Raw genomic sequence first — 25,429 nt, 5'->3', positions numbered from 1 at the left:
GCTTCCGGTGGATGACGTACCGCTCGCGTGGCTGGCGGCACTTTGCCGGACAGGTGCCGGTCCGCCAGCGCCTGCCGTGATCCATGTCACCCCGATAGGGCTGCTGCCTGGCTGATCGCCGACCGACGGGAAGGCGGTTGTCCTGACGCGCGCCAGTATATTCGGCCCTGTCGACCGCCGTCAATCGCTAACTTGCCGACGCTTTGCGGGGAACCGGACGGGGGGGCAATACCGGGGCGCCTGAGCGTCCCGTCTGGCCATGATGGCGGTTTGACGTTGGGCGATCGTCGCTTACAATCCGGCACGCTTGCACGCTGTCGGCGCTCCCCCGCTGCCGTCGCTCTTCCCCAACGTTTGGTGACGCTTTCGCATGCAAAGACTCCTTGCTCTCGCCGGCCCGCTGCCGTTCATCGCCCTCGCCATCGTTGCTGCGGGCTTGTCGCTGGGCGTCGCGGCCTGGCTGTTTGCCGAGGTCTTCGCGGCGCCACTCGAGCCGCTGGCCGCCGTCTGGCGCTACCCGCTGACCGGCCTGGCCCTGGCCACCAGCTACTTTGCCTATGGCCTGACGTTGCTGCTGGTTGCCCCGGCATTGAACCTCCTGCTCGGGGGACGACTGCAACCGTATCGGGGCTCGGCGGTGTCGCTGACGGCACTGCGCTGGTATGTGCATTGCACGCTCACCCTGGTGGTTCGCTACTCGTTCCTCGAGTTCGTCACCCCTTCGCCGTTTGCGCAACTCTACTACCGGCTGATGGGAATGAAGATCGGGCGCAACGTCACCATCAATTCGACCGCCATTGCCGACCCCTCGCTGATCACCCTCGGGGACGGCGTCACCATCGGTGGCAGCGCCAGTGTCATGGCCCACTATGCGCAGGGCGGCTACCTGGTCATTGCGCCGGTCCGCCTCGGCGCCGGCGCGACGATCGGACTGCGCGCGATCGTCATGGGCGGCGTCGAGGTCGGCGACAAGGCCAAGGTGCTCGCCGGCTCCTTCGTCCTGCCGAACACGCGGATTCCTGCCGGCGAGACCTGGGGCGGGATTCCCGCGCAGCGGCTCGAACTCGAGCGCGGCGAGGAAGCGCGCGGCAACGGCCCAGGCGCCAGCTAGTGTGATGCCGGAACTGCCGTCACTGGAGGCCATCGGCCTGCGCTTGCTGGCGATCGCCGGCGGTCTGATCGCCTGGTTCGTCAGCCAGCGCCTGATCGGCGAGCGCCAGCTCGCCGCGGACGGGGGCATCTACGACCACCTCCACCGAGTCACCGCTGGTGCGAATGCCTGGCTGCATGCGCATCGCCGCACCGCCAACGCGCTGCTCATCGGCAGCTCGCTGGGCGTCGATGCGGTGACCCTGTTCGTTCTCGGCTACGCTGTCCTCGGTCCGAGTTTTGCGCCGTTCTGGGGCCTGCTGGGACTCTTCGTCCTCCGCCAGCTCAGCCAGGCCGTGGTCGCCCTGCCGGCACCGCCGGGAATGATCTGGCGCCATCCCGGTGTCCCGTCGCTGTTCGTCACCTATGCTGTCGGCAACGACTTCTTCTTTTCCGGGCACACCGCGCTGGCGGTCTACGGAGCCCTGCAGTTGGCGACGCTCGGCATCCCGGCTCTCACCGTTATCGGCATCGTGCTCGCCGGACTGCAGATGGCCGTCGTGATCGTGCTGCGCGCGCACTGGACTCTCGACGTGCTCGCCGGATTGTTTGCCGCCTTGTTGGTCGGCGCACTGGTCTGGCCGGCGTGAGCCACGAGGGGAAGCTGCCCGTTTCGCCGCTCCCGGAAGGCGCACGGCGCGCCATGGTCGTCCTGTACACGGATTTCGGTAGCGATGATCCTTATGTCGGGCAGATGAAGGCGGCCCTGTTGCACCATGGCCAGAGCACCCTCCCCATTGTCGACCTGCTGCATCGCGTGCCTGACTTCGATGTGCGGGCCGGCGCCCACCTGCTGGCGGCCCTGGCGACGAGCTTCGATTCCGGAACCGTCTTTCTCGCGGTCGTTGATCCGGGCGTCGGCAGTGATCGCCCGGCGGTAGTGATCGAGGCCGACGGCAAATGGTACGTCGGCCCGGACAACGGCCTTCTCGGTGTCGTTGCGGCGCGGGCACGCGTGCTGCGTACGTGGTGCATCGTCTGGCGTCCTCCCGGGCTCTCGGCGTCTTTTCATGGGCGCGACCTGTTCGCGCCCATCGCCGCACGTATCGCCACCGGCGATCCCCTGACGACAGAGCTCGTCGAATGTGCTGGCCTCGAGCACCCGCAAGCGGCCGACGATCTGGCTGCCGTCATCTACGTCGACCACTATGGCAATGCGCTGACCGGCCTTCGGGCGGCCACCGTTGGGCGGCAGGCGTGGCTCGCCGTCGGGACGGCGCGAGTCCCGCCGGCGCGGGTGTTTGCCGAAGTGCCGGTGGGGCAGCCGTTCTGGTACGAGAACAGCGTTGGACTGGTGGAGATTGCCGTCAATCGGGGCAGTGCCGCGTCGGAACTGCGTCTGGCCGTGGGATCCCCGGTGGTGCCGGAGGCGTGACCGCTGCGTGCAGTCACACCGTCGCTCCGATGGTGCCCGCCTGCGCCGTGAAGATTGGCGACGAGTCCGTGGAGAGGCTCTCGAGTAGATGACATCCGGGCGCGCCGCTGGGCGGTTGTTGCCGGCGCGACGCGGGGCATCGGCCGTAGGCAGCAGTCCATCGTCCCCGGTTCGTCGGGCTCGCGCCAGTTGATCGACGGGCTGGCACGACATCAGCGGTGAGGCCGGGCGGCAACTTTCGGCGACGGCATAGCGACGCGGCGTCGTCTGTGGCACTGTCAGACAAGGGGTGATCTGCGGTGCGGCTGAACCCTCAGCCAATTCCCAGTGCCTCCTGCACGACGTGCGCGGCGCGCACCGCGAGTTGCCGCGTGTCCATGCCTGCGAGCGAAGATTTCGTGAGCGCGCCAATCGCCCCCAGGCTGTCCTTGGTGTTGTGCTCGAGGTCTCCATGCGCACGGGCGCCGGCCACCGTATTGGTCACGTCCACGCCCTCTTGCCTGAGCGTGATGGCCATGAAGGCATCGCCCATGTTCTCCTGGAAGTTCCGATAATCGGCGCGGGACTTGATGGCCTGGAAGGACTGACGCACCGCGTCCGCATCGTAGTAGAGGCCATCGTCGCCGGCGCGAACGCACGCCTGCAGCGCATCGAGCTTGTCCGCCTCGCCGAGCATGAGCCGGCGCACGTCGGGATGTGCGATGGCACCCTCGTCGCTGCCTGCCCATTCGCGAATGGCGTCGCCGGCCTTCCCCGTGCGATCGTCGAGCGCGGCGACCGCGACGCCCCAGGCGTCGGCGCCGGACTGTTCGGCGTGGTGTACCACCATGTGGCCCGCCTCGTGCAGCAGTGTCATGCGCTCGGTCTGGCGGAGCTCGTCAGCGCCAAAGAGGCGGCGAAGGTCGCCGAAGGCGCCTTGCATGACGTGGTTGTTCGCGGTGTTGAAGGCGATGAGCGCGAAGCGTTCCTTGTTGCCCGTCTCCGGATCGACGCCGGTTGCCGCCAGAGCGGCCGCCGGCGCCATGTCCTGGCCGACGAGCATCTTGTTTCTGGCCACGCCACGCCCGAAACGGCTGCCCTCCTGGGCGCTACCGTTGACGTGCGCACGCGCGAAGCGTTTCGCCAGAGTCGAGACGCTTGCCGAATCATTCACGTCCATGTCCACGAACGTCAGGCCGAACTGCGCACCAACCGTACGTTGGAGCTCGGCGAGTTCCCGCTGGCGTGCCGCCGGCGAGAAGAGTCGCGCGGTATCGAGCGGCGGCGGCACCCTCCGCCGCGCTGGCGGACCGATGGTGGCCGGAGCCGGTGCGCCGGTGTCGGGCCTGGTGGCGGACACTCGCTTCATGCGCGGGCGGCCGCCGCTGGGGCGACGCCGGGCCGGCCGTGTTTGCCTTGTCGGCACGGCGCGCGCTGCGCGGGGAAAGCGGGGCAAGCGGGGCAAGCGGGGCAAGCGGGGCAAGCGGGGCGATGGCGGGTTGGACCCGGTTTCTGTGGGGGCCGTGCGCGTGTGTCCCTAATGGACTCGGACCTCGGAAGCAAGGTGGTCTCGTGGCGGGGCCCTGGCGTCCTACTCGGAATGCGCCGAGAGGAGGACTTTCGGTGCGAGTTCGACATGCTGCCTTTCGTTGCCCAGCCAGATCACACCATCCTGAACGGTGCATTGCAGGCGCATGGTACGTTCCGCCAGACCGGCCAGCGATTGTCCTTCCCCGGGACTCAGGGAGAGCACGCGCAGATTCTGTTGGGTCGTGAGCTTCTCGGAATTCTGCCGCCACCAGATGTCGGCGGCCCGACCGCCATAGCTGACGACAGTCACCCTGCGAGAGCCGTTGCAGGCGCGGCGAATGCTCTTCTCGGCCGGCAGGCCAACATCGATCCAGCACTCGATGTTGCCCGTCGCATCGATATCCCAGAGGTCCGCCTCATCGTCGGTTGACAGGCCACGCCCGAAGACCAGCGTTGCAGAGGCGTGCAGGATGAAGGCCAACAGACGGATCATCATTCGCTCGTCGGTTTCCGACGGATGACGGGCGATCGTCAGCGCATAGTCCGAGAAATGCCCTCGGTCGAGGTCGGCAAGTTGAAGATCCACCTTGAAGACGGTTGATTTGATTGCCATGGGGCACCCGGGAAAAAGTCAAGTATCGCATGTCGGGCTGCCCGCGCCGGGGACAGTCGCTGCAAGGATCGTGGCGGCTTGGCTCGTCTGCACGCTTTCGGCACCCTGCCGGGCAGCGTTCCGGTCCGTGCTTCACTGAGGCTTGCGCGTCTGCACCTCAGCCCACAGGGCCCTAGCAAACGCCTTCCAGGCCGGACCGCCGTGACTTTCGATGCCGACGCCCGCACTTTCCTCCATCGTCCTCAGCATGAGTGCCGCGAGACCGAACAGGTCGACCTTGGCCATCAGCCTGTGGTCGACGGGGCCGGACTCGGCGAGTCTGATGTCGCTGGCCGAGTGGTCCAGGGCTTTCCTGGCCAAGGCGCGCACCTGAACGTCGTCCGTCCAGTCGACCCCGAGAGCAAGGCCCTTCCTCTCGATCTCGAGCTCGATCTCCCTGGTGTCTGCGGCATAATCCTCGAAACCAGCCATCGTGTTCTCCATTCAGTCGAAATCCCTACTCTCCAGGGGACCGGTGTGGCCCCGGATCGTTCGCAATGGCCATCAATGCGGCGGCCCTGCGGCGCCGATCGGCTGAGTAGCGGGGTTCGATCGGCGCGGATGCCTGTTGCGGCGCTGGTTACGTACGGCGCAGCAACTCGGCCTGTCAGCAGACTACACCGGCGGCGGTGCTTCGCGGTCGCCTTCGCCAGCATGCGGATCGCCGCAACCGTCATGTCCGAGCGTCGGAGTGTCTCAGTTTTGCATCGTCGACACGCAGGGGAGCGTGCAAGCCGCCAATCGGGGTTGACAGGGCTCCCTCAACGCGGGGAACAATAGCACAAGCTTACATGGCCTTGGCCGACATAGTTGAAGTTGCTTGTGACGATTGGTGGCCGGGGGTGAAGCTCGTGCTGATCAGCACGCTGGGCGCTCAACAACTGCGCCGGCATGGCCGGCGCCAACGCGCTTGCTGGCCGCCAGTGGCCAGATGGGCTCGCTTCAGTGGGAGAAAGTCATGGATTTTCTGGATGACCCCGCAGCTCGGTTCTCTCCCGGTTCGGCAGGCAACTTCTCGATTCCCGATTCCTCGGAGATGGAGTTCCTCCGCCGGCAGGTGGCCACGATCGAAGCGTATGTGGAGCACTTTCCCTCGGATGAGCGGGACTTTCACGCGTTGGCATGGATCGAAGCCCATGCCAGCGAGTATCGCCATGAGTGGCAGACGCAGGCGGCGGCCGGACGGCCAGTGCCAGCAGAGCCTCCCCGTCGGGTACCCCCTTCCTCATCGACAAGAGTGTGATGGCAGCGAGCCAAATCAAGGACCGACTCGACTGTTCGATGCGACGGCGGCGCAAGCGAACTGCTCTGCGCAAGGCGCCCGATCAGTGCATCACGTTCTCGGGCGCCTGCGGTATCAGCGCCATCCGCCATCCGCCATGCGGCAATGCGATGGGCTGGCCTCCTACTTGGTCATGACGAGAGCCGGCGGCTGCCAGGTACCCTCTCCTGCCGGCAGGATCGACGGCGGCGTTTCCTTCGGCCAGTAGAGGCGCATCACCAGATAGATTTCGCCGTCCGGCGCCGGCAGCCAGTTGGCTTCCTTGTCCTTGCCCGGCGAATCCTTCTGGATGTAGAGCGTAAGCGAACCGTCCTTGTTCTTCTTCATGCCCGACATCATCGGCGAATTGATCAGGTAGCGGTTGATCGGGTTCTTGACCAGCAGCTGGTTCTTGGCGTCGTACATGGTGACTGACCAGAAGGCGTTGACCGGCGGGAACTGATCCTTGGCGAAGCCCAGGGTGTAGTTGTGCTTCGAACCGTCGAGCACCGTACCGTCTGCCAGGGTCTTGGCCATCGGATACATGGCCTCTTCGGCGTTGTTGCCGTAGATGCCGGCCCGTGCCGCGGCTGCCCGCAGCAGCCAGTCGCCGTTGTAGAAGGCGCGGTCGCCGAACAGGGAGCTTATATGCCAGCCGTTGATCGTCTTGCCGAGGCTGGCGACTTTCTCGCTGACCTTCTTGTCGCCTTCCTTCATGCCGAGCAGGATTGCGGCCTTGTGTTCGAGCGAGAGATCCTTGAAGGCGAACTTCTTGCCGGGGCCGATGCCGATGCTGGCCAGCTTGGCGCGGATCGCTTCTTCCTCAGGGCCGGCCGGGGCGAACTGCAGCGCGAGGTCGAGATAGTCGAAGAACTCGGTCTTGACCAGATCCTTGTCGAACTTCGGCCAGTCGACCGCAGCGGCGGCGGGCGGTGCCGGCTGGTTCAGGAATGCCGACAGCGACTGAATCTTGTAGCCGGCCTGGACTGCCTCGACGTTGGGCATGTCCTTCCCGTCGACAAGCTGCGTACGGAACGCGGCGAGCGAGAAGTCGGTGGTCGAGTGGAACACCCTCTTGATCCCCTGCGGGGTCTCGCCCTTCCAGCGCGGGCCGACGATCAAGTAATCGCCGGCTTCGCTGCCGGTGGCGCGGCTGCCGATGTAGCCGTAGTTGAAGGTGTTGCCGTCGTTGAGCATCACCGAGTAGTAACGCTTGGGATCGACGGCCGGCACCGAAATCACGACCGGTTCGGCACGCAGATCGAGCCAGGCCAGCGAATACGGAGTGTCGCTGTTGGGCGTCGGGATCGCCGTGTCTTCATAGGTGAAGACACGATGCTCGTTGTAGATGTTATTGAAAGGCGCCTTCCATTGCCCCGAGTTCTTGTCGAGGACGTACTCGTACATGACGCCGTAGTTCATGATGAGCGGCAGGCCGTAAACGAAGCCTTCCTCGGCGATGGCCTTGACTTCCGCGATGCCGGGGACGTGGATTTCGGCCTTCTTGTCGGCCACTTGGGCGGCGGTGACCGGGTCGGCCTTCTTTGCGCAGCCGGGAAGCCCGATTGCGGCGATGGCGCCGCAAAGCAGGGCGGTTAGCGTGATGTGCCTTGCTGGATGTGGATGCATTTGATTTTTCTCCATGGTTGCCTGCATGCGCGACAGATGCGGTCGATGACGCCGTTGAATACTGCCAAATCCGTTGCGTCCTCGCAATTGGCGTTCGACACTGGTGTTCGACACTTGGCTGGAACTTGAGCTGACCAACAGCAACCATACTCTTTTGACTACCGATGGCGGAGCAATGAATGCCGGATAGCAGCCGATCTTTCGCGGGTTGTTCTTGGGTCAGCTTGGCCGAGTCGCTGGCTTGGGCTTTTCGGCAGGTCTCCGAAACAGGCCGCCTTTCGGATGAATGCCCGGCGGGATAGGCGACCGTCCGCAACTGGCCGCAAGCTGCCCCACATCGATACGCCTTGGGCACCAACTTGCGCAGCCTCTGCCTTGCCTCCGCAACAAACGCGAGACCGGCGTCCTGTGTCTTGGGGCAGCGGCTCGCCCGACAGTTGGGATCTGCTAACACCGCGACCATTACCTTGCCAATCCTTGCCAATCATTGCCAATGATGCGCTGGTAGCGGCCACGGTGGACGGCGTCGGTCAGGGCTTCGGCCGTGGGCGTGAAGGCGCGGCGGAGCAGGGCGCCAGAGTGCGACTGGCTGTCGGTGCGACACGAAACCACATGAAGCGGCGAGGCGGCATTTCGACGATCGCACTCGACGGCAGCCTGGCGTCAAGATGCGTTCCTGACCTGCATTGCGACGGCAGCAGCCCATCCTTCGTCACGACTCGCCGATATCGGGCCGATCGGTCTTGCCGGCCCGGGGCACACCGTCATGACGCGCGTCCTCAGCTCCCGTACTGCTGGTGTGTAGCCCCGGCAGTTTCTGATCTGTCAGCCTCGAAAGACCACTCGATTTCGCCCTTCTTCCTTGGCCACATACAAACGCCGATCGGCTACCCGTACCAGCTCTTCGACAGTGATCTCCCCCACCGCCGCCAACTGGCTGGCCGCTACCAAGCCGACCGAGACGGTCACCGGAATCCGCTCTCGATTGAAAACAAAATCGGCGTTGGCCACCGCCAGCCGCAGCCGCTCGGCAAACTGCAGGCCGTTCTGCAAGCCGCCGATGGAGAATCCGTAAAACTCCTCGCCTCCATAGCGGCCGATCTCATCCTCATGCCGCTTGGTGGCCCGCATCACTTCCGCGAAGCCGAGCAAGACGTGGTCCCCGGCCTGATGGCCATGGGTGTCGTTCACCGCCTTGAAATGATCCAGGTCCAACAACAGAAAGACAAAGTCGTTGATGTGACCGCGGCGGAGATTGCCGATATTGATCTCGATGATCCGTTGGAGGATGGTGCGTTTCGGCAGCTTGGTCAGTTCGTCGAAATAGCCGATTTTCTCCAGCAGATCCTTCTGCTCCATCTCCTTGGTGACCTCGGTCAGGCAGCCAATGGAGAGACAGATCCGGTCCTCGACAAAGACCTCGATGTTGGCCTGGTCCTTCAGCCAGATCGTCTTTCCTCCCGGCAAGGCCAGCTGATAGACGAACTCGACCGCCCCCGCCTTCTTCACCTCCTCGCGCAAGCCGTCCTGAGCGCCACGCAACTCGGCCCGCGTGACGATCTCCTCCTCGACCTTGTGCTCCCGCTCCGCGTACCGGTAGAGCCGCCGATCGACGATACTCTGCCGAAAGACCTCGTCGACTTCCCCCCGATTGCAGCCGAGAAGGGCGAGAAACCGCGCTCCGACATGTTCATACCAGATGATCTTCTCGTGCTCGCGCCAGGCGGCGATATAGGGGATGATCGGCGAGGAAATCTTCTCCAAGGCTGCCATGGCGGTGACGCATTCCGTCAGCCGCTGGCACAGCCGCGGCGAAAACCCGCCCGCGAGAATCTTGCCGCCCGGCCCGGCCAAATCGCTTGCCCTTGTGTGCCCTTCGCTGTTGCTCATGATCATCCCCTCCGTTTCCTCGCCGGCTCCGGCTGCCAGGGCGGCGCCGGCCTTGAAGAGTATAGCGCCCACGGTCGATTACCTGCCGGCCGCCATCAGACGTGCGTTCAGCTTCGACCAGCGCCATAGCAGGGGCTGTTCAATCTCTGGCGCCTGTCGGCCGGAAACCGTTCGGTGAACTCCACGTCTGCACCATTGGAAAAAGCCGAGCACAGAATTCTTGTTGCACGCGCGCGAGGTGCGGCGAGTAGCGGCCGACGACGGCCAGATCGCCGATGGCGAGTTGCAGCGTAACCGGGCGCGAGAGCGTTATGGCGTCACGGAGACGTGGTGACCCAGGGTAACGCGATGCTTCTGAATCTGCTTCACAAAAATTGCGTCTGCGCTGCAGCCAGCAGGCGGAATCATCGGACTCTCTCCAGAGCCTGCGGTGTAAAGTAGCAAGCCTGCGCCGTCTGGCATCACAAACCAAGAAGCCGGCTCATGGCCATCAAGAAATCCGACTGGACAAAGTGGGGCGGCTGCAGCCACCGGAGCGGGACCATTCGCCTGAATACCGAGTTGGTCAAGAAGCCCAGGGACTTGCTTGAGTACGTCGTCGTACACGAAATGCTTCATCTCCTTGAGCCGACGCATGGCGAGCGCTTCGTGGCGCTTCTGGATCGGCACTGCCCGAGTTGGCGGGAGGCGCGTGCGGAACTGAATGAGTTGCCGCTGGCTGCGGAACGATGGAATGAGAGGTAGCTGAAGGCGGCATTTTAGCGGGCAAGCAGGCGTTGGCGGGCTGGCCGCTCCAGACCATGAGCGGCCGCTGAGTTCTGGTGTCTTGCTGACGGACACCGCGCCGCAAAGGTCATTCGTCACTCGAACGACTCAACGGCCAGTCTTTGTGTCAAGCGGTCGCCTGGGCAGCCAGATCACTGCCAGCCTCTCGGCCAATTTCGTCACACAAGCAGCGCTGAGCGAGGGGTAGGTGTCCAACAGCCAGCAGACCATGGGCGATTGAGCGGATAGCTCATCGGCTATTCCGGTCTGAGGAAACTACCTCGCACTTCAATTGTCGCAGTGTGGGAACTGACCCTATTGTCATGCAAGCCAAGCCTTGCAGTTCAATCGGACAGATCGACATGAGGGACAGTGTGCGAGTTTTTGACCTCGAGGGCTTATCTTGGAAACGACCTTCTTATGGATTTTGTCTGCTGCCCTGATTTTGTTGGGCCTGGCGGGCACCGTGCTGCCCGTGCTGCCGGGGACCGTGTTGGTTTGGGGTGGCATCGTGCTCGGCGCGTGGATAGATGACTTCACTCGTGTGGGCATGACCACCGTGGTGGTGGTCAGTGTGCTGGCAGTATTGGCCTGGGGTCTGGACTATGTAGCCGGGCTCATGGGAGCCAAGAAAGCCGGTGCCAGCAAAATGGCCCTGATGGGCGCGGCGGTGGGCACGGTGCTCGGACTTTTCATGGGTTTGGTGGGTGTGCTCTTCATGCCCCTGGCCGGTGCCGCCGTGGGCGAGTACCTGGCGCAGAAAGACCAAGCGCGCGCCGTCAAAGTCGGCGTCGCCACTTGGGTCGGGATCATGGTGGGGCTCATCGCCAAAGTGGTGCTGGCTTTCATCATGGTGGGCATTTTTGGCGCGGCCTTGCTGATTTGAATCCGCGTCCCGAGGCCAGCGGCCGTTCAGCGCAGCAGTGTGACGAGCAGTACCAGCACGCCAAGCGCCAGATTGATGGAGACCCAGTTGCGGATCTGTGCCAAGGCCGTACCACCAGCGACCCATTCAGACGCCGCAACCGCACGGTCCAGCGTCTTGTAAAGGACGAAGCGGATGTGCATGAAGATTGCCACCATCGCGACGCCAAGCACCGCCATGAAGGTCCAGGCCAGCGGCATTTCGAAACTGCCACCGGACTGGACCACTTGCTTGGCCACGCGGCCGAGCATCCACACACCGGTGGCCAACGTCAGCAACGAGGCGGCAAGTACGGCCTGGAAAAAGCGGCCGAGTACAGCGTGCATGAGTCGTAGCCGCACCGCCGGTTCGAACTGGGCGACGGCGGGGCGCAAGAAGAAGTGCGCAAACACCATGCCACCGATCCACACGATGATGGACAGCACATGCAGAGTCTTGAGGGTCGCATAGATCATTGAAGAAGCCCTTTCAAATTGAGACCCCGTGCCGGATCTACTCGCTCCCCAAAATCCATACCACGAGCCCGATCGGCGCTGCGGTCCCGCGAGCTTGCGCCAGGGTGTGCATCGACACCCGCTAGTTAGTCAAGGTCGCTGCTGCTTCGCATGGCCGCTGCAAGATCGGCGCCGTCATGTGTGCTCGCTGGCTGCGACCGGGCGGAGGATCACCATCACCACCAGCGTCACCACGGTCAGCGGTACGAAAAAGCCCATCATCACGCTCGAGAAGACCGGCAGCGCATCGTGCTGCTGCGCCGCCAGGATCAGGTAGGCCACGTAGGCAACGTAATAGCCGAGGAACACCCCGCCTTCCCAGCGCGCGATCTCGCGGCCAGTCATGAAAACCGGCAGGCAGGCCAGAGCCACCGCCAGCATCACCCAGATATCGAAGGCCAGCAGCGATGGCGCCATCGCCAGACCCAGGTTGCCCGACACCAGCCCCGATAAGCCCAGGCAGCCCAGGATGTTGAAGGTGCTGCTGCCGACGACGTTGCCCACCGCGATGTCGCGTTCGCCCTTGATCGCGGCTGCGATGCTCGTGGCCACCTCGGGCATGCTGGTGCCGGCGGCGACGATGGTCAGGCCGATGACGAGGTCGCTAACGCCCATGGTCTTGGCGAAACTGACCGAGGCCTGTACCAGGTAGTCCGAGCCAAACACCAGCGCCACCAGGCCGGCGGCGATCAGGCCGATCTGTGCCGCCCAGTGGCTGTCCCAGGCACCGGCCTCGGCGGGCTGGATCTCCTCGGCAAACTCGTCCTTCGCGGCCTGGGTCTCGCGGCGAGACTGGACGACCAGGAACACGGTGTAGGCCACCAGCAGGGCGAACAGGAAACCTCCGTCCAGGAACGAGAGCCTTCCATCCAGCGCGAGTGCCAGCAGCAGGAGGCTTGCGCCGAGCATGATCGGCACCTCCTGCCGGATCAGCTGGATATTGACCACCAGCGGCGCGATCAGGGCGCTGATTCCCAAAATGAACAGCACATTAAAGATGTTGCTGCCCACCACATTGCCAATGGCGATGTCGGTCTTGCCGTCGAGCACGGCGCCGAGGCTCACCGCAACCTCGGGCGCGCTGGTGCCAAAGGCGACGATGGTGAGCCCGACGACGAGCGGGCTGATACCGAAGGACATCGCCAGTTTGGACGCGCCGCGCACCAGCGTGTTGGCGCCGATGACCAGCAAGATAAGGCCGCCGAAAAACATGAGAAGGTTCATGATCGATCACCGGAGCTATAGACAGTGGTCCAACGCAGTGCCGCCCGCCTGACGCAGACAGCGACAAGGGTCGAGTTCCGCGCAGTCATCGCGTCGCACCAGTACGAGGACAGTATATCCGTCATGCGATCACCTGACTTGCCGGCTGAGGACCGGAACCGCTGCCGCGGCGGTGCCACATCGCGATGAGCAGATGCAGCCCTGCGCCCAGCAGGATCAGCAGCACGCTGCCAAGGCCCCAGATCACCCAAGTCAGCACGGTCAGGCCGCCGGCCAGCGCCGGCGCGGTGTGAAGCAGACTCTCGACGACCGGCGCGAAGCCCGAGAGCAGCGAGGTCATCGTCTGTGCGACCTCCGGCGGTACCCAGGGCGCCAGCCACTCCGGCAGACGCAGACCCTCGACAGCCGATGCGACGCCGGTCACCGCGCCGACATTCGAGACCGACCACATGGCGACCGCATGCACCGCCCAGGCCGCCAGCGACCATAGTGCAAAAAGGCCGAACACCAAAAACCAACTGAGTGCGTAGGACACGATCGCCTCCTGTCTGTAGAGCAGCAGTTCCTATTCTTGCACTATTCGAAGTTCGAATAAATCAGTTACAGTGCGATGAATTCATCCGTTTTTTCGATGTAAGTTCGAAGGCAGCGCGGCTGGCAGTGCTTGCTGCGGCACTGACCGCTACGGGGCTGCGTGCGATCAGCCGCGCTCCGGCTGCACGGGTTTCACCGCGGTGCGGACGAAGACTCGATCGTGGCGCGCAAAGTCTCATTGTTCGATGAGGCAGCACTCCACCGCCTCGGACCCGGTCTGCGTCTGGTCGCCCCGCACGCCGGACGTCTCGCGCAAGCGCAGGATATTCACCGAGTTGGGCACGTCAGGGCGTGTGCGCCCACGACACGGCGGTTGCGGCCTGGACCACCCATAGTCGTCGCGCCAGACCGTGTTACGCCAGCATGTAGGGTAGATGGATGTGCCCACCCAACACGAGGTCGGCCTCGAACACCTTGGCGTAGCACGCGTACGGGCGGGTCAGCCGCGCCCAAAGGTCGAACAATGCAATGTCGTGGTTGCCGGGGATAGCCAGAACTGGTGCCCCCAGTCGGTCGACGAAGACCTTGGCCGCGCGAAACTGGGCCGGCCGCGCACGCTGCGTGATATCACCCGACAGCACCACCATCACCGGCCGCTGCTGCGCTGCCAGGGCAACCAGAGCTTCAACCACCTTCGGTTGTTCGGTGCCGAAATGGGTGTCGGAGATCTGCAGCAGGACGCTCATGGCGCGGCCTCTGGCGCGTCTGTCGTGTTCGCTGCGCCAGTGGCCTGGAGCAGGTACAAGGCCTTGTCGAGGACACGAACGTCGATCGGCGCGCGCATGTGTGCCACCTCACCGTCAAATGCCACCACGACCTTCCTGCGGCCGGGTGCCAGCGTGGGCTTCACCACCATGCGGTGGAACTTGAAGCCCTCCACACCGGCAGCTTCCCCCAGCCTGCCCATCGCGCCATGCAGCATCAGCCCGATCATCGACAATGTGTCGACGGGCCGCAGCATCAGCGCGGCCATGCTGCCTTTGCCGGGCGTGCCGGCCGGGGTATCCACCGGCTCTGCACCGAACTGCTGAAGTTGCAGCCGGTTGTTACCCACGAAGAGCGTCAGCGTCTGCACGTCGCGAACCGAGGATGCTGTCTCGATAGGCGGGCGTAGTCGTCGCTGTGCGCGCAGTAGCGTGGCACAAGCCGCCACGAACGCCACCCAGCGGCTACGGCCGAACGGCCGCTTACGCGCTGACCGCCCCAGCCTTGCGCCGCCCGGGCGTGGGCAGCGCCGCAAGGGTGTCACGCTGCCGGATGTGTCACCAATGACCGAGAAAAGCACTCAGGCCAATCCGAAGATTGGCCTGAGTGCTTGATTCTGTTGGCACGCCCGGAGCGATTCGAACGCCCGACCCCTTGGTTCGTAGCCAAGTACTCTATCCAGCTGAGCTACGGGCGCCTTGCCGTGGTGAAGGGCGCCATTATACAGAGCGCCTGCGCCTGCCTCAAGTACTATGTTGAGGATTCCTGGCCGGCCAACGCCATGGCCAGTTAATGGTGACGGCGCCCGCCTCGCCAGTCAGTCGAGCGCGCGCCCGACGATCTCGAGGACATCCGCCGACAGGCCATTGGTCGCGCGCAGGGTTTCCAGCGTGCCGCGTGCGTGCTGCTGTCGGGTGGCGTCAAACCGGCGCCAGCGATCGAAACGCCGCGCCAGGCGCGCCGCCACTTGCGGATTGATGGAATCGAGCTGGGCGATCTGTTCGCCGAGGAAGTGGTAGCCGCTGCCGTCGGCGGCGTGAAAATGGACGTGGTTGTTGCCGAAGGTGTTGAGCAGGGCGTAAACCTTGTTCGGGTTGCGCAGATCGAAGCCGGGGTGAGCGAGCAAACCCCGGACGATCGTCAGCGTCGCCGGAAGACGGCTCGCCGCTTGCACCGACAGCCACTTGTCCACGACCAGCGCCTCGCCGTGCCAGCGCTCGTAGAAGGCCGCGAGCGCCTGCGCGCGCTCGCCGCAGTCGTCCTGCGCGAGTGTTGCCAGCGCCGCGAACTGGTCGCTCATGTTGTCGGCCGATACGAACTGGCGCATGGCCAGCCCTCTTGCTTCGCTGTTCTGCAACTCGCCAAGGGTGCTCAGGCAGAGGTTACGCAAAGCCCGCCGGCCGGCGGCTGCGGGTGTCGGTCGGTACGGCCCGCTCATGGCGAGCGCGTCGTAGCATTGCCGCAGGGGGGCGGCGAGTTTTTCGGCGAGGAAGCGGCGCAGTCCGTTGCGGGCATGGTGAAGTGCATCCGGGTCGACCACGGCCATTTCCTCGGCGAGGGTCGCTTCGCCGGGCAGCGTCAGCACTTCGGCGGCGAAGGCTGGATCCTCGGGGCCGCGCGCGAGAACCTGCGCGGCGGCGTCGACGAAGCTTGGCGGCCAGTGCACCGGCCGTCCCGCAGCGATCTCCCCGGCCGCGGCAAGGATCAGCCGACCGGCCAGGCGTTGCCCTGCCTCCCAGCGGTTGAACGGGTCGCTGTCGTGGGCGAGGAGGTGGGCGAGATCTTCATCCCGCCAGGCGTAATCGAGAATCACCGGTGCCGAGAAGTTGCGCAGCAGCGAGGGTACCGGCGGGCTTGCCACGTCCTCGAAGACGAACCGCTGTTCGCTCTCCGTCAGCGAGACGACGCGCGTCGTCGCGTCGCGTCTGCCGCCGTCGCAGTCCGAGGCCAGGTGCAGCGGCAGATCCTCGCCGGTCGGTCCGACCAGGCCGATCGCGATCGGGATATGGAATGGCTGGCTGCTCGCTTCCTCGACGCCGGTCGGTCGCGACTGCGCGAGGGTGAGGACATAGCGCCGTGTCGCCGGGTCATGGCTGCCGACGGCCCGGACGTGCGGGGTGCCGGCATGCGCGTACCAGCGCTTGAACTGCGTGAGGTCGACTTCCGAGGCGTCGGCCATTGCCGCGACGAAATCGTCGCAGGTCACGGCCTGCCCGTCGTGGCGCGCGAAATACAGGTCCATGCCACGCCGGAAGGCTTCCTTGCCGATCAGCGTGTGGATCATGCGCACGACCTCGGCGCCTTTCTCATAGACGGTGCTGGTGTAGAAATTGTTGATCTCGATGTACGAGTCGGGACGTACCGGATGCGCCATCGGGCCGGCGTCCTCGGGAAACTGCGCGGCGCGCAGCCCACGCACATCGCGAATCCGGGTGACCGCGCGGCTGTGCATGTCAGCGCCAAACTCCTGGTCGCGGAAGACGGTCAGCCCCTCCTTGAGCGACAACTGGAACCAGTCGCGGCAGGTGACCCGGTTGCCGGTCCAGTTGTGGAAGTATTCGTGGGCGACGACGCGGTCGATGTTCTGGTAGTCACCATCGGTGGCGGTGTCGGCGCGCGCCAGAACGTACTTGGTATTGAAGACGTTCAGCCCCTTGTTCTCCATCGCTCCCATGTTGAAGTCACCGACGGCAACGATCATGTAGTGGTGGAGGTCGCACTCGAGGCCGAACACTTCCTCGTCCCAGCGCATCGCCCGTTTGAGCGCGTCCATCGCGTGCGCGCACTGATCGAGCTTGCCGGGTTCGACGAAGACCGCAAGCTGGACGCTGCGCCCGCTGCAGGTCGTGAAGCTGTCGCGCAGCACGTCCAGTCGCGCGGCGACCAGCGCAAACAGATAGCAGGGCTTCGGGAATGGATCTTCCCAGCGCGCCCAATGACGGTCAGTCCCTTCGTCGCCACTCGCCACAGGATTGCCGTTGGCGAGCAGCACCGGCAGCTTGGCCTTGTCGGCGTGCAGGGTGACGGTGTAGCGCGACATGATGTCGGGGCGATCGGGGAACCAGGTGATTCTGCGGAAGCCCTGCGCCTCGCACTGCGTGAAGTAGCCGTCCTTCGAGCGATACAGTCCGCAGAGGCTGCTGTTGTGGTCGGCGTCGATACGCGTCAGCGTACTCAGCAACAACGAGTCCGGAGGCTCGGCAATGTTCAGTATCGTATCGGTGCAGCTGTAGGCGTTCGCGGCGAGGGGTCTGCCGTCGATGGCGACCGAGATGGTTTCGAGGCCGTGGCCATCGAGTTGCAGCGCTTTTCCGGGCGCGGCGGCCGGATTTCGCCGCAACTGCAGGTGGCTGTTGACCAGCACCTCGTCGGCGAGGAACTGCACGTCGAGGTCCACGGCATCGACCAGGAACGCGGGCGGCGTGTAGTCTTGGCGACGGACGATCTGCGGGGTTTCGGTTTTCATCGGTGGGTTCCTTTTTTCTGCCGGTCGCGTCTCCCCGGCGCTGCCGATCTGCCAAGGCGCCGGCGAGCACCCGCGGTCAGGGCTTTTTCAGCAAGCCGGCTCGGCTCAGTTGTTCGGCAACACCTTCCGCAAGTTTGCGGTAGCCGCTGGCGTTCGGATGAATGGGGTCAGCTTTCAGTGCCGGGTCGGAGAGGACGGCGGCAAGGACACCCTCGACGACCGGCAGCTTTTCTTCCCTGGCCAATTCGGCGTAGATCGTCGAGTCGGGCAATCTGCTGGTCGCCACGCCGATCAGCGACAGCTTCGGCACGGCGACCAGAACGACCGGGATGCCGGACTGCCTGATGGCGGCCACGATGGCGCGCAGGTCCTCCTTGACGGCTTTTTCCGGCCGCCGTCTCAGGAAGTCGTTGCCGCCCAGTTCGACGATCACCAGCGCTGGCCGGGTTTCGCCCAGCGCCGCCCGAATTCGCGCCTGCGCCGCTTCCGCGGTGTCGCCCGGGATGCCGGCGTTATCGATCTGCCAGCCGCTGATTGCGGCCAGGCGAGCCGGATAGTCCTCGCCGGGAGCCGCGCCACTGCCAAACGTGATGCTGTCGCCGAAGGCGAGAACCCGGCTGCCCGGTGGCAGCGACGCCAGCCGCGCCGAATCGTGGCAGCCGGCCAGCAGCAGGACGGCAAGCAGCAGCAGGCGCAGGCTACGCATCGCCGTTCAGTCGCGCGGGTAGCGTCTTGCGCGACTCACGGCAACTCGTCTCGATGCAGAAGGAAGACATACTGGTCGCCGGCGCTGGTGTCGAGCCACGTGAAGGGGGTGGTCGGGAACGCCGCCTCGAGTTCCTCGCGGTTGTGGCCGATCTCGACGACCAGCAGACCGTTGGCCTTGAGATGCTTGCGCGCTCCGGCGAGGATAGCGCGCGTCAGATCGAGGCCATCTTCACCGCTGGCCAGCGCCAGCTCGGGCTCCCGCCGGTACTCGTCGGGCAGGGTGGCCATCGAACTCGCCTTGACGTAGGGGGGGTTGGCGATGATCAGGTCGTAGCGGCGCTGCTTGAGGCCGGCAAAGAGATCTCCCTCGACGAGTCGAATTCGCGTCGCCAGGTCGTAGTCTTCAACGTTGCGCCTGGCCACCACGAGGGCGTCCGGCGAAACATCGACGGCGTCGATCCTGGCGGCGGGGAAGGCGTGCGCCGCGATGATGGCCAGGCATGCCGAGCCGGTGCACAGGTCGAGAACGGCGCCGACTGCCTCGGGATCGTCGATCCATGGCGCCAGTTGCTCGCGCAACAGCTCGGCAATGAAGGAACGCGGCACGATCACCCGCTGATCGACGTAGAAACGGTACTCGCCGAGCCAGGCTTCGTTGGTCAGGTAGGCGACCGGCAGGCGTTCACCGATGCGGCGTTCGATGATGCGCAGGAGACCGGCGCGCTCGGCGCTGGTGAGCCGCGCGTCGAGGAAGGGCTCGAGTCGATCGAGCGGCAGGTGCAGGGTGTGCAGCAGCAGATACGCGGCTTCGTCCCAGGCGTTGTCGGAACCGTGACCGAAGAACAGTTGCGCCTCGTTGAAGCGGCTGACGGCAAAGCGCAGCAGGTCGCGCAGTGTCGCGAGTTCGGTTTGCGCCTGGTCAAACATTGGCGGGCAGCAATTGCTCGAGGATCCGCCGATAGATGGCGGCCAGTTGCGGCAGGGCGACCAGGTCGACGCATTCGTTGACCTTGTGGATGGTGGCGTTGACCGGGCCGATCTCGATCACCTGCGGGCAGATCTCGGCGATGAAACGACCGTCCGAGGTGCCGCCCGCGGTCGACAGCTCGGCCTCGATACCGGTTTCGGCGCGGATGGCGGCGAGCGAGGCGTCGAGCAGGGCGCCGTGGCCAGTGAGAAAGGGCCTGGCGCCCAGCGTCCAGACGATGTCGTAGTCGAGCCCATGCCGTTCGAGGAGCGCACACAGTCTGGCCTGCAGTTCCTCCGGCGTGCTGGCGGTGGCGAAGCGGAAGTTGAAATCGATGTCGACGCTGCCGGGGATGACGTTGCCGGCGCCGGTGCCGGCGTGGATATTGGAAACCTGCCAGGTGGTCGGTGGAAAGAATGCGTTGCCGCGGTCCCATACGGTCTGCGCCAGTTCGGCGATGGCCGGCGCCGCCAGGTGGATCGGGTTCTTCGCCAGGTGCGGGTAGGCAATGTGTCCCTGAATACCCTTGATGGTCAGCTTCCCGGAGAGCGAGCCGCGGCGACCATTCTTGATCATGTCGCCGAGGGTGTCGACCGCAGTCGGTTCGCCGACGATGCAGTAGTCGATTGTCTCGCCGCGTTGCCGCAAGGCGTCGGTGACGACGACAGTGCCGTCGATGGCGTCGCCTTCCTCGTCGGAAGTGAGCAGGAAGGCGAGCGAGCCGCGATGATCGGGGCGGGCGGCGACGAAATCTTCCGCGGCAGTGACGAAGGCGGCCAGTGAACCCTTCATGTCGGCGGCGCCGCGCCCGTAGAGGACGCCGTCCCGGCGTACCGGTCGAAATGGGTCGCTGTGCCATTCGTCGAGTGGTCCGCTGGGAACCACGTCGGTGTGACCGGCCAGACAGAGCAGCGGCCGCTGGCTGCCGCGGCGTGCCCAGAGGTTGGTGACGCCGGCGCGGTTCATGAAATCGCATTGAAAACCGAGGGCTTCGAGGCGCCGGACGATGATCGGCAGGCAACCGCCGTCGTCGGGGGTAAGCGAGCGACAGGCAATCAATTGCTCGGCCAGCGCAGCGGTGGGGTCTGGCGGCGCTGCGCGCGTGTTGTCGGTAGTCATGGTCGGACCCCGTCTATGGCTCGTCACTGTCGTTGAGGCTGAGCGTGAACTCTTTGTAGGAAGGGCCGTCCGGGTCGGTAATCGATAACTCATAGGGTGTTTCGCTGGCCTTCTCTTCCCTTCGCGGATGGGTAGGCACCAGCTCGTTGTTGTTGATCAGCCACGACAGGTTCGTCGGTGAGTCGGCATTGTTGAGTGCTTCCTCGAGCGTGATCACGTCCGAGCGGTAGAGCCGGAAGAGATCCTGCTCGAAGGTCTGCGAACCGGGAGCGAGACTCTGTTCCATCGCTTCCTTGAGCGCCGGGATGTCGCCGTGTTCGACCAGTTCCTGCACGTGATAGCTGTTGAGCAGCACCTCGACGGCCGGCACCAGCTGGCCATCCTTGCGCTTGACCAGGCGCTGCGAAACGATCGCCTTCAGGCTGACCGAGAGGTCCATGTACAGCGAGGTGCGCGTGTCGATCGGGAAGAAATTGATCATCCGGTTGAGCGCGTGGTAACTGTTGTTGGCATGCAGCGTGCCGAGGCACAGGTGGCCCGTCTGCGCGTAGGCAATCGCCGCCTGCATCGTTTCCTGGTCGCGTATCTCGCCGATCAGAATGCAGTCCGGTGCCTGCCGCATGGCGTTCTTCAGGGCCTGGTTCCAGCCCAGCGTGTCCATGCCGATCTCGCGCTGATTGACGATCGATTTCTTGTGCCTGAACAGGTACTCGATCGGATCCTCGATGGTCAGGATGTGCCCCGTGCAAGTGGCATTCCGGTGGTCCAGCATCGACGCGATGGTGGTCGATTTCCCGGAGCCCGTCGAGCCGACGATGAGGATCAGGCCACGCCGTTCCATCACCAGGTCGCCGAGAACCGGCGGCAGCGACAGCGAATCCAGCGGTGGGATGTTGCCGAGGATGTAACGCACGACGATGGAGATCGAGGCGCGCTGTCGAAACAGGTTGACGCGGAAGTTGCCGAGCTTGGCGACGCCCAGCGAGAGGTTCATCTCCTTCGTCGCTTCGAAGATCTCGATCTGCTCGGCGTTCATCAGTTCGCCGGCGATCTTCTCGATCATCGCCGGCTCCATCACTTGCTGATTGACCGGCACGATGGTGCCCCGGATCTTGATGTGGATCGGCGCGCCGGCGCTGATGAAGATGTCCGAAGCCTGGCGCTCGGCCATCACCTGAAAGAGCTTTTCGAGGATCATTCGCTTGCCGCTGGTTCAGGTGGGTCGATCGGGGCGAATTCAGTCGCCACGCAGCAGGTCGTTGATGCTCGTTTTGGCGCGCGTCCCGGCGTCGACCTTCTTGACGATCACGGCGCAGTAGAGGCTGTAACTGCCGTCCTTGGCGGGCAGGTTGCCGGACACGACGACCGAACCCGGCGGCACACGCCCGTAGCTCACCTGGCCCGTTTCGCGGTCGAAGATGCGGGTGGACTGGCCGATATAGACACCCATCGAAATGACCGAGCCTTCGCCGATGATGACGCCCTCGACGACTTCCGAGCGAGCGCCGATGAAGCAGTTGTCTTCGATGATCGTCGGGTTGGCCTGCAGCGGTTCGAGCACGCCGCCGATGCCGACGCCACCCGAGAGGTGCACGTTCTTGCCGATCTGCGCACAGGAGCCCACCGTCGACCAGGTGTCAACCATCGTACCTTCATCAACATAGGCGCCGATGTTGACGTAGGAAGGCATCAGCACGACGTTCCGGCCGATGAAGGCTCCGCGACGGGCAGTGGCCGGCGGCACGACCCGGAAGCCGCCGCGCGTGAAGCGCTCGCTGTCGTAGCTCGCGAACTTGCTCGGCACCTTGTCGAAGTAGCGGAGCGGTCCGCCGTCGACCAGCACGTTGTCCTGGAGTCGGAACGACAGCAATACGGCTTTCTTGATCCACTGGTGGGTGAGCCACTCTCCGTCGATCTTTTCGGCAACGCGCAGGCTGCCCTCGTCGAGTCGGCCGAGGACTTCGGCAACGGCTTCGCCGATGGCAGCCGGAGCGCTGCCCGGCTGTAGTGCGGCGCGGTCTTCCCACGCCTTTTCGATGGTCTGCTGGATTGCCTGCATAGGTGTTGTTCCTAGAGTTCTGAAATGAATGAACGGATCCGTTCGGCGGCCTCGACGCAGTCTGCGAGTGGCGCGACGAGCGCGATTCGCACGAAGCCATCGCCTGGATTGACGCCCTGGGCGGTGCGTGCCAGATAACTTCCCGGGAGAACGACCACATTATAGTCGGCCAGTAGCCGGCGGGCGAAGTCGCTGTCGCTGATCGGCGTTCTCGCCCACAGGTAGAAGCCGGCGTCCGGCAGCGCGGTGTCCAGCACGTCGGCCAACTGCGGGACGACCGCCGAAAACTTCTCCGCGTACTGGCGGCGGTTGGCAACGACGTGCGACTCGTCGCTCCAGGCAGCGACACTCGCCGCCTGTACTGCCGGATTCATCGCGCTGCCGTGGTAGGTCCGGTAGAGCAAGAAGGAGTGCAGCGTCGCCGCGTCGCCGGCGACAAAGCCCGAACGCATGCCGGGAACGTTGGAGCGCTTGGACAGACTGGAGAACATCACCAGTCGCTCGTGACCGCGGCCGAGCAGCCGAGCCGCCTGCAGCGCGCCGAGTGGCGGCCTGTCTTCGGCGAAGAAGATCTCCGAGTAACACTCGTCCGAGGCGATGACGAAGCCGTAGCGGTCGGCCAGCGCAAACAGCTGTTGCCAGTCGTCGAGGCTGAGCACCTTGCCGGTCGGATTTCCCGGCGAGCAGACATAGAAGAGCTGCACGCGTCGCCACTCGGCCTCGCTCAGTGCCGCGAAGTCGAACGCATAATCATTGGCCGGCAGGGTATTGAGAAAGCGCGGTTCGGCTCCCGCCAGATAGGCCGCTCCCTCGTAGATCTGGTAGAAGGGGTTGGGGCTGACGACCAGCGGTGTGTAGCCGCGGGAGGGATCGATGACGGTCTGGGCAAACGCGAAAAGGGCCTCGCGCGAGCCGTTGACCGGGATGACCTGCGTTTGCGCGTCGATCCCGCTCAGAGCGTAGCGGCGTTCGAGCCAGGCGACAATGGCGGCGCGCAGTTCGCCACTGCCGAGCGTGGTAGGATAACTTGCCAGCCCGCCGAGGTTGGCCGTCAGCGCGTCCCGGATGAAAGCCGGTGTGGCGTGCTGCGGCTCCCCAATCGACAGCTTGATTTCGTGCAGGCGTGGGTTTGGCGTCACGCCGGCAAAGAGCTGTCGCAGCTTCTCGAAGGGATAGGGTTGCAGCTTGCTGAGGTGGGGTTTCACTGGCGCATGCTTCGGGTGGCGGGACGCTGGATTATAAGGGGCATCGAGTGGTGGTGAAAGGCATCCGGCGGCCATGAAAGACGCCAGCATGCTGCCGGCCGCGAGCGGCGGCGCCGGGCGCGAGCAGCGTCGGGCCGTCGCCGCCTTGCTGGTCGGTGCGCTGATCTGGGGCTTGATCTGGTATCCGTACCGGGTCTTGCGCGACGCCGGCGTTGATGGTGTTGCCGCCACGACCATCAGTTATGGGCTGGCCTTCCTGCTTGTCTGGCTGGCGCGTCGTTCGTCGACACCCGTGGTGCCGTCGTGGCCCCTGCTCTGGCTGGGACTGTCTGCCGCTGTCTGCAACCTCGGCTATGTACTGGCGACGCTCAGTGGTGATGTGCTGCGCGTTCTCCTGCTGTTCTACCTGGCGCCGCTGTGGACGGTTGTTCTGTCGCGCCTGCTGCTTGACGAGCGACTCACCGGTGCTGGTGCGCTGGCCATCGCGCTGTCGCTGGGCGGCGCGGTGACGATGCTCTGGCAACCGCGGCTCGGTCTGCCGGCGCCGCAGGACGCGGCCGACTGGCTGGGTCTGGCGGCTGGCTTCGCGTTTGCGTTGTTCAATGTGGTCTCCCGCCGGGCTTGCAACATCAGCGTCGAGAACAAGGTGCTGGCCGCTTTCGCCGGGGTGGTGACGCTCGGCGTGCTGCTCCTGCTGGCCGGCGTCGGCAGCGCCCGGGTGCCGCCCTCGGCGTCGCTCTGGGGCCTGCTCGCTCTGCTCGCCGTCGTCCTGGTGTTGGCCAATCAGGTGGTCCAGTTCGGCCTGGCGCGGGTCGCCGCCAACCGGGCGATCGTCATCATGCTCAGCGAAATCGGTTTTGCCGCCGTTGGCGCGTGGTTGCTCGCCGGCGAAGCGATGGCGCTGCGCGACTGGCTGGGCGGCGCGCTGATCATCTCCGCCAGCCTGATAACGGCGTGGCGCGGGGAGGATGGCACGCGGGCCTGAGGCGGAAGTCCGCTGCGCTGCGGCAAGGCGTACGGCCTACGTCGCCCCGCAGCACTTCTTGTATTTCTTGCCGCTGCCACAAGGGCAGGCGTCGTTGCGGCCGAGCTTGGGCGTTTCGTGCCGGATGGTCTTTACACTGCGCCGTGCGATCCAGAAGCGGTAGATGTCGGTAACCACCTGCGGCAGCCTTGCCTCGCACTCCTTGCGCATCTGCTCGAGTTCGGTGCCCGCCAGCCACTCCTCGCCGGCGGCGGCGGCCGCCGCTTCGGCGTCGCCGGTGAGCATGAACAGCGGGAAGAGTTGCTCGTCAAGGTAACAGATCTCTTCGCTGTCTTCCTTGTCGTCTGCTGCACCCAGGGCGTCGAACCAGTCGATCGGGGCGCTGTCGACCCCGTGCAGATAGGCCTGACACCAGGGGACGTAGTCGCTGTCATCGCTGGCGTCGCCTTCCTTGGCGTAGAGCAGTAGCACGGGTGGTTCGCCGCACGCCAGCCCCGCCGCCAGTTCGGCCGCCAGGCGGCGCAACAAGTCGGTCGCCTCGCGGCCAGTGTCGTCGGCGCTCGTTGCGGCATCGCCGAGCACTTCGCCCAACCACTGTGCCTCGGCCATCGGCTGTGGGCCCGCGAGGGCGGCGCACAGGTAGGCCTGCGCTTCATCGAGGCGCATCGCCTGCTGCAGAGAAGGATCGGCGAGCAGTTGTTCGAGGCGCAGGAGGTCGGCGTCGTTGAGGGGTGCCGCTGAGGTCATG

General features: G+C 64.8%; 24 protein-coding genes, 1 tRNA gene and 1 pseudogene. 7 read left to right on the top strand and 19 right to left on the bottom strand.

From position 1 onward, the window contains the following. Window positions 1-370 precede the first annotated feature (370 nt). From CAP2UW1_RS24085 to CAP2UW1_RS18125, 3 genes are read left to right on the top strand one after another with little or no spacing between them, the layout of a single operon-like run. Entirely contained in the window at window positions 371-1,111 is a 741-nt protein-coding gene (locus CAP2UW1_RS24085; RefSeq protein WP_015768078.1) for a DapH/DapD/GlmU-related protein, read from the top strand. Window positions 1,112-1,115: 4 nt separating this feature from the next. Further along, a complete protein-coding gene (locus tag CAP2UW1_RS18130) occupies window positions 1,116-1,739 on the top strand; it encodes a phosphatase PAP2-related protein (RefSeq protein WP_015768077.1) in 624 nt (207 codons plus the stop codon). Window positions 1,740-1,792: 53 nt separating this feature from the next. Then, window positions 1,793-2,524 carry an SAM hydrolase/SAM-dependent halogenase family protein gene (locus CAP2UW1_RS18125; RefSeq protein WP_015768076.1) on the top strand — a complete coding sequence of 244 codons (732 nt, stop codon included), beginning with the start codon at window positions 1,793-1,795 and terminating at the stop codon, window positions 2,522-2,524. 313 nt (window positions 2,525-2,837) lie between these two features. Here the strand turns inward: CAP2UW1_RS18125 and CAP2UW1_RS18120 are convergent, their stop codons facing one another. The 3 genes from CAP2UW1_RS18120 to CAP2UW1_RS18110 all read right to left on the bottom strand — a co-directional run bounded on the left by CAP2UW1_RS18120 (window position 2,838) and on the right by CAP2UW1_RS18110 (window position 5,117). Continuing rightward, complete coding sequence (locus CAP2UW1_RS18120) at window positions 2,838-3,872, bottom strand: hypothetical protein (RefSeq protein ID WP_015768075.1); 1,035 nt, start codon at window positions 3,870-3,872, stop codon at window positions 2,838-2,840. Between the two features lie 222 nt (window positions 3,873-4,094). Next, window positions 4,095-4,646, bottom strand: a complete 552-nt coding sequence (locus CAP2UW1_RS18115) for a YaeQ family protein (RefSeq protein WP_015768074.1) — start codon at window positions 4,644-4,646, stop codon at window positions 4,095-4,097. A gap of 132 nt (window positions 4,647-4,778) precedes the next feature. Further along, the gene (locus CAP2UW1_RS18110; protein WP_015768073.1) at window positions 4,779-5,117 is read right to left on the bottom strand and encodes a hypothetical protein; all 339 of its coding nucleotides are present in this window, start codon (window positions 5,115-5,117) and stop codon (window positions 4,779-4,781) included. Window positions 5,118-5,643: 526 nt separating this feature from the next. On the opposite strand from CAP2UW1_RS18110, the gene CAP2UW1_RS18105 reads away from it, so the two are divergent. Beyond that, entirely contained in the window at window positions 5,644-5,928 is a 285-nt protein-coding gene (locus tag CAP2UW1_RS18105; protein ID WP_199931500.1) for a hypothetical protein, read from the top strand. A gap of 162 nt (window positions 5,929-6,090) precedes the next feature. Here CAP2UW1_RS18105 and CAP2UW1_RS18100 read toward each other — a convergent pair whose 3' ends face one another. Then, window positions 6,091-7,575 carry a DUF1254 domain-containing protein gene (locus tag CAP2UW1_RS18100; RefSeq protein WP_015768072.1) on the bottom strand — a complete coding sequence of 495 codons (1,485 nt, stop codon included), beginning with the start codon at window positions 7,573-7,575 and terminating at the stop codon, window positions 6,091-6,093. A gap of 825 nt (window positions 7,576-8,400) precedes the next feature. Beyond that, a complete protein-coding gene (locus tag CAP2UW1_RS24080) occupies window positions 8,401-9,537 on the bottom strand; it encodes a GGDEF domain-containing protein (protein WP_015768071.1) in 1,137 nt (378 codons plus the stop codon). Window positions 9,538-9,972: 435 nt separating this feature from the next. Here CAP2UW1_RS24080 and CAP2UW1_RS18090 point away from each other — a divergent pair. Both CAP2UW1_RS18090 and CAP2UW1_RS18085 read left to right on the top strand, forming a co-directional pair. Beyond that, a pseudogene (locus tag CAP2UW1_RS18090) lies at window positions 9,973-10,209 on the top strand (M48 metallopeptidase family protein); the annotation flags it as partial. A gap of 424 nt (window positions 10,210-10,633) precedes the next feature. Continuing rightward, the gene (locus CAP2UW1_RS18085; RefSeq protein ID WP_015768070.1) at window positions 10,634-11,116 is read left to right on the top strand and encodes a DUF456 domain-containing protein; all 483 of its coding nucleotides are present in this window, start codon (window positions 10,634-10,636) and stop codon (window positions 11,114-11,116) included. A 26-nt stretch (window positions 11,117-11,142) separates the two neighbouring features. On the opposite strand, the gene CAP2UW1_RS18080 is transcribed toward CAP2UW1_RS18085, so the two are convergent. The 13 genes from CAP2UW1_RS18080 to dapC all read right to left on the bottom strand — a co-directional run bounded on the left by CAP2UW1_RS18080 (window position 11,143) and on the right by dapC (window position 23,696). Then, on the bottom strand, window positions 11,143-11,610 hold the full coding sequence (locus tag CAP2UW1_RS18080) for a CopD family protein (protein WP_015768069.1): 468 nt from the start codon (window positions 11,608-11,610) through the stop codon (window positions 11,143-11,145). A 174-nt stretch (window positions 11,611-11,784) separates the two neighbouring features. Further along, on the bottom strand, window positions 11,785-12,873 hold the full coding sequence (locus CAP2UW1_RS18075) for a calcium/sodium antiporter (protein WP_015768068.1): 1,089 nt from the start codon (window positions 12,871-12,873) through the stop codon (window positions 11,785-11,787). Between the two features lie 121 nt (window positions 12,874-12,994). Next, a complete protein-coding gene (locus CAP2UW1_RS18070; RefSeq protein ID WP_015768067.1) occupies window positions 12,995-13,408 on the bottom strand; it encodes a hypothetical protein in 414 nt (137 codons plus the stop codon). Between the two features lie 412 nt (window positions 13,409-13,820). Next, entirely contained in the window at window positions 13,821-14,153 is a 333-nt protein-coding gene (locus tag CAP2UW1_RS24740; protein ID WP_081444227.1) for a metallophosphoesterase, read from the bottom strand. Continuing rightward, entirely contained in the window at window positions 14,150-14,542 is a 393-nt protein-coding gene (locus CAP2UW1_RS18060) for a diacylglycerol kinase family protein (RefSeq protein ID WP_291911006.1), read from the bottom strand. Before CAP2UW1_RS18060 ends, CAP2UW1_RS24740 begins: the two co-directional genes overlap by 4 nt. Window positions 14,543-14,792: 250 nt before the next feature. Beyond that, window positions 14,793-14,869, bottom strand: a tRNA-Arg gene (locus CAP2UW1_RS18055). Window positions 14,870-14,989: 120 nt separating this feature from the next. Then, window positions 14,990-17,638: an aminopeptidase N gene (gene pepN / locus CAP2UW1_RS18050; protein WP_015768066.1), complete on the bottom strand. Its 2,649-nt coding sequence runs from the start codon at window positions 17,636-17,638 to the stop codon at window positions 14,990-14,992. A 76-nt stretch (window positions 17,639-17,714) separates the two neighbouring features. Then, complete coding sequence (locus CAP2UW1_RS18045) at window positions 17,715-18,344, bottom strand: GDSL-type esterase/lipase family protein (RefSeq protein WP_015768065.1); 630 nt, start codon at window positions 18,342-18,344, stop codon at window positions 17,715-17,717. A gap of 35 nt (window positions 18,345-18,379) precedes the next feature. Continuing rightward, window positions 18,380-19,273, bottom strand: a complete 894-nt coding sequence (gene prmB, locus CAP2UW1_RS18040; RefSeq protein WP_015768064.1) for a 50S ribosomal protein L3 N(5)-glutamine methyltransferase — start codon at window positions 19,271-19,273, stop codon at window positions 18,380-18,382. Continuing rightward, entirely contained in the window at window positions 19,266-20,432 is a 1,167-nt protein-coding gene (dapE, locus tag CAP2UW1_RS18035) for a succinyl-diaminopimelate desuccinylase (protein WP_015768063.1), read from the bottom strand. The genes prmB and dapE overlap by 8 nt, the downstream gene beginning before the upstream one ends. A 13-nt stretch (window positions 20,433-20,445) precedes the next feature. Further along, window positions 20,446-21,630: a PilT/PilU family type 4a pilus ATPase gene (locus CAP2UW1_RS18030; RefSeq protein ID WP_015768062.1), complete on the bottom strand. Its 1,185-nt coding sequence runs from the start codon at window positions 21,628-21,630 to the stop codon at window positions 20,446-20,448. A 39-nt stretch (window positions 21,631-21,669) separates the two neighbouring features. Next, complete coding sequence (gene dapD, locus CAP2UW1_RS18025; RefSeq protein WP_015768061.1) at window positions 21,670-22,491, bottom strand: 2,3,4,5-tetrahydropyridine-2,6-dicarboxylate N-succinyltransferase; 822 nt, start codon at window positions 22,489-22,491, stop codon at window positions 21,670-21,672. A gap of 11 nt (window positions 22,492-22,502) precedes the next feature. Then, window positions 22,503-23,696, bottom strand: a complete 1,194-nt coding sequence (gene dapC, locus CAP2UW1_RS18020) for a succinyldiaminopimelate transaminase (protein WP_015768060.1) — start codon at window positions 23,694-23,696, stop codon at window positions 22,503-22,505. 73 nt (window positions 23,697-23,769) lie between these two features. On the opposite strand from dapC, the gene CAP2UW1_RS18015 reads away from it, so the two are divergent. Continuing rightward, window positions 23,770-24,681 carry a DMT family transporter gene (locus CAP2UW1_RS18015; RefSeq protein WP_015768059.1) on the top strand — a complete coding sequence of 304 codons (912 nt, stop codon included), beginning with the start codon at window positions 23,770-23,772 and terminating at the stop codon, window positions 24,679-24,681. A gap of 36 nt (window positions 24,682-24,717) precedes the next feature. On the opposite strand, the gene CAP2UW1_RS18010 is transcribed toward CAP2UW1_RS18015, so the two are convergent. Beyond that, on the bottom strand, window positions 24,718-25,428 hold the full coding sequence (locus CAP2UW1_RS18010; RefSeq protein ID WP_015768058.1) for a YecA/YgfB family protein: 711 nt from the start codon (window positions 25,426-25,428) through the stop codon (window positions 24,718-24,720). Window position 25,429: the final 1 nt, after the last annotated feature.

It is taken from the genome of Candidatus Accumulibacter phosphatis (assembly GCF_000024165.1).
GTDB classification, from domain to species: Bacteria; Pseudomonadota; Gammaproteobacteria; order Burkholderiales; family Rhodocyclaceae; genus Accumulibacter; species Accumulibacter phosphatis.
Note: the sequence above shows the minus strand (reverse complement) of the source record. Positions and strands in the feature narration are given on the sequence as shown.

Coding starts and splice junctions, on each gene's coding strand:
- CAP2UW1_RS24085 (WP_015768078.1), top strand. CDS start 371: ATGCAAAGACTCCTTGCTCTCGCCGGCCCGCTGCCGTTCATCGCCCTC.
- CAP2UW1_RS18130 (WP_015768077.1), top strand. CDS start 1,116: ATGCCGGAACTGCCGTCACTGGAGGCCATCGGCCTGCGCTTGCTGGCG.
- CAP2UW1_RS18125 (WP_015768076.1), top strand. CDS start 1,793: ATGGTCGTCCTGTACACGGATTTCGGTAGCGATGATCCTTATGTCGGG.
- CAP2UW1_RS18120 (WP_015768075.1), bottom strand. CDS start 3,872: ATGAAGCGAGTGTCCGCCACCAGGCCCGACACCGGCGCACCGGCTCCG.
- CAP2UW1_RS18115 (WP_015768074.1), bottom strand. CDS start 4,646: ATGGCAATCAAATCAACCGTCTTCAAGGTGGATCTTCAACTTGCCGAC.
- CAP2UW1_RS18110 (WP_015768073.1), bottom strand. CDS start 5,117: ATGGCTGGTTTCGAGGATTATGCCGCAGACACCAGGGAGATCGAGCTC.
- CAP2UW1_RS18105 (WP_199931500.1), top strand. CDS start 5,644: ATGGATTTTCTGGATGACCCCGCAGCTCGGTTCTCTCCCGGTTCGGCA.
- CAP2UW1_RS18100 (WP_015768072.1), bottom strand. CDS start 7,575: ATGCATCCACATCCAGCAAGGCACATCACGCTAACCGCCCTGCTTTGC.
- CAP2UW1_RS18080 (WP_015768069.1), bottom strand. CDS start 11,610: ATGATCTATGCGACCCTCAAGACTCTGCATGTGCTGTCCATCATCGTG.
- CAP2UW1_RS18075 (WP_015768068.1), bottom strand. CDS start 12,873: ATGAACCTTCTCATGTTTTTCGGCGGCCTTATCTTGCTGGTCATCGGC.
- CAP2UW1_RS24740 (WP_081444227.1), bottom strand. CDS start 14,153: ATGAGCGTCCTGCTGCAGATCTCCGACACCCATTTCGGCACCGAACAA.
- pepN (WP_015768066.1), bottom strand. CDS start 17,638: ATGAAAACCGAAACCCCGCAGATCGTCCGTCGCCAAGACTACACGCCG.
- CAP2UW1_RS18045 (WP_015768065.1), bottom strand. CDS start 18,344: ATGCGTAGCCTGCGCCTGCTGCTGCTTGCCGTCCTGCTGCTGGCCGGC.
- prmB (WP_015768064.1), bottom strand. CDS start 19,273: ATGTTTGACCAGGCGCAAACCGAACTCGCGACACTGCGCGACCTGCTG.
- dapE (WP_015768063.1), bottom strand. CDS start 20,432: ATGACTACCGACAACACGCGCGCAGCGCCGCCAGACCCCACCGCTGCG.
- CAP2UW1_RS18030 (WP_015768062.1), bottom strand. CDS start 21,630: ATGATCCTCGAAAAGCTCTTTCAGGTGATGGCCGAGCGCCAGGCTTCG.
- dapD (WP_015768061.1), bottom strand. CDS start 22,491: ATGCAGGCAATCCAGCAGACCATCGAAAAGGCGTGGGAAGACCGCGCC.
- CAP2UW1_RS18015 (WP_015768059.1), top strand. CDS start 23,770: ATGAAAGACGCCAGCATGCTGCCGGCCGCGAGCGGCGGCGCCGGGCGC.
- CAP2UW1_RS18010 (WP_015768058.1), bottom strand. CDS start 25,428: ATGACCTCAGCGGCACCCCTCAACGACGCCGACCTCCTGCGCCTCGAA.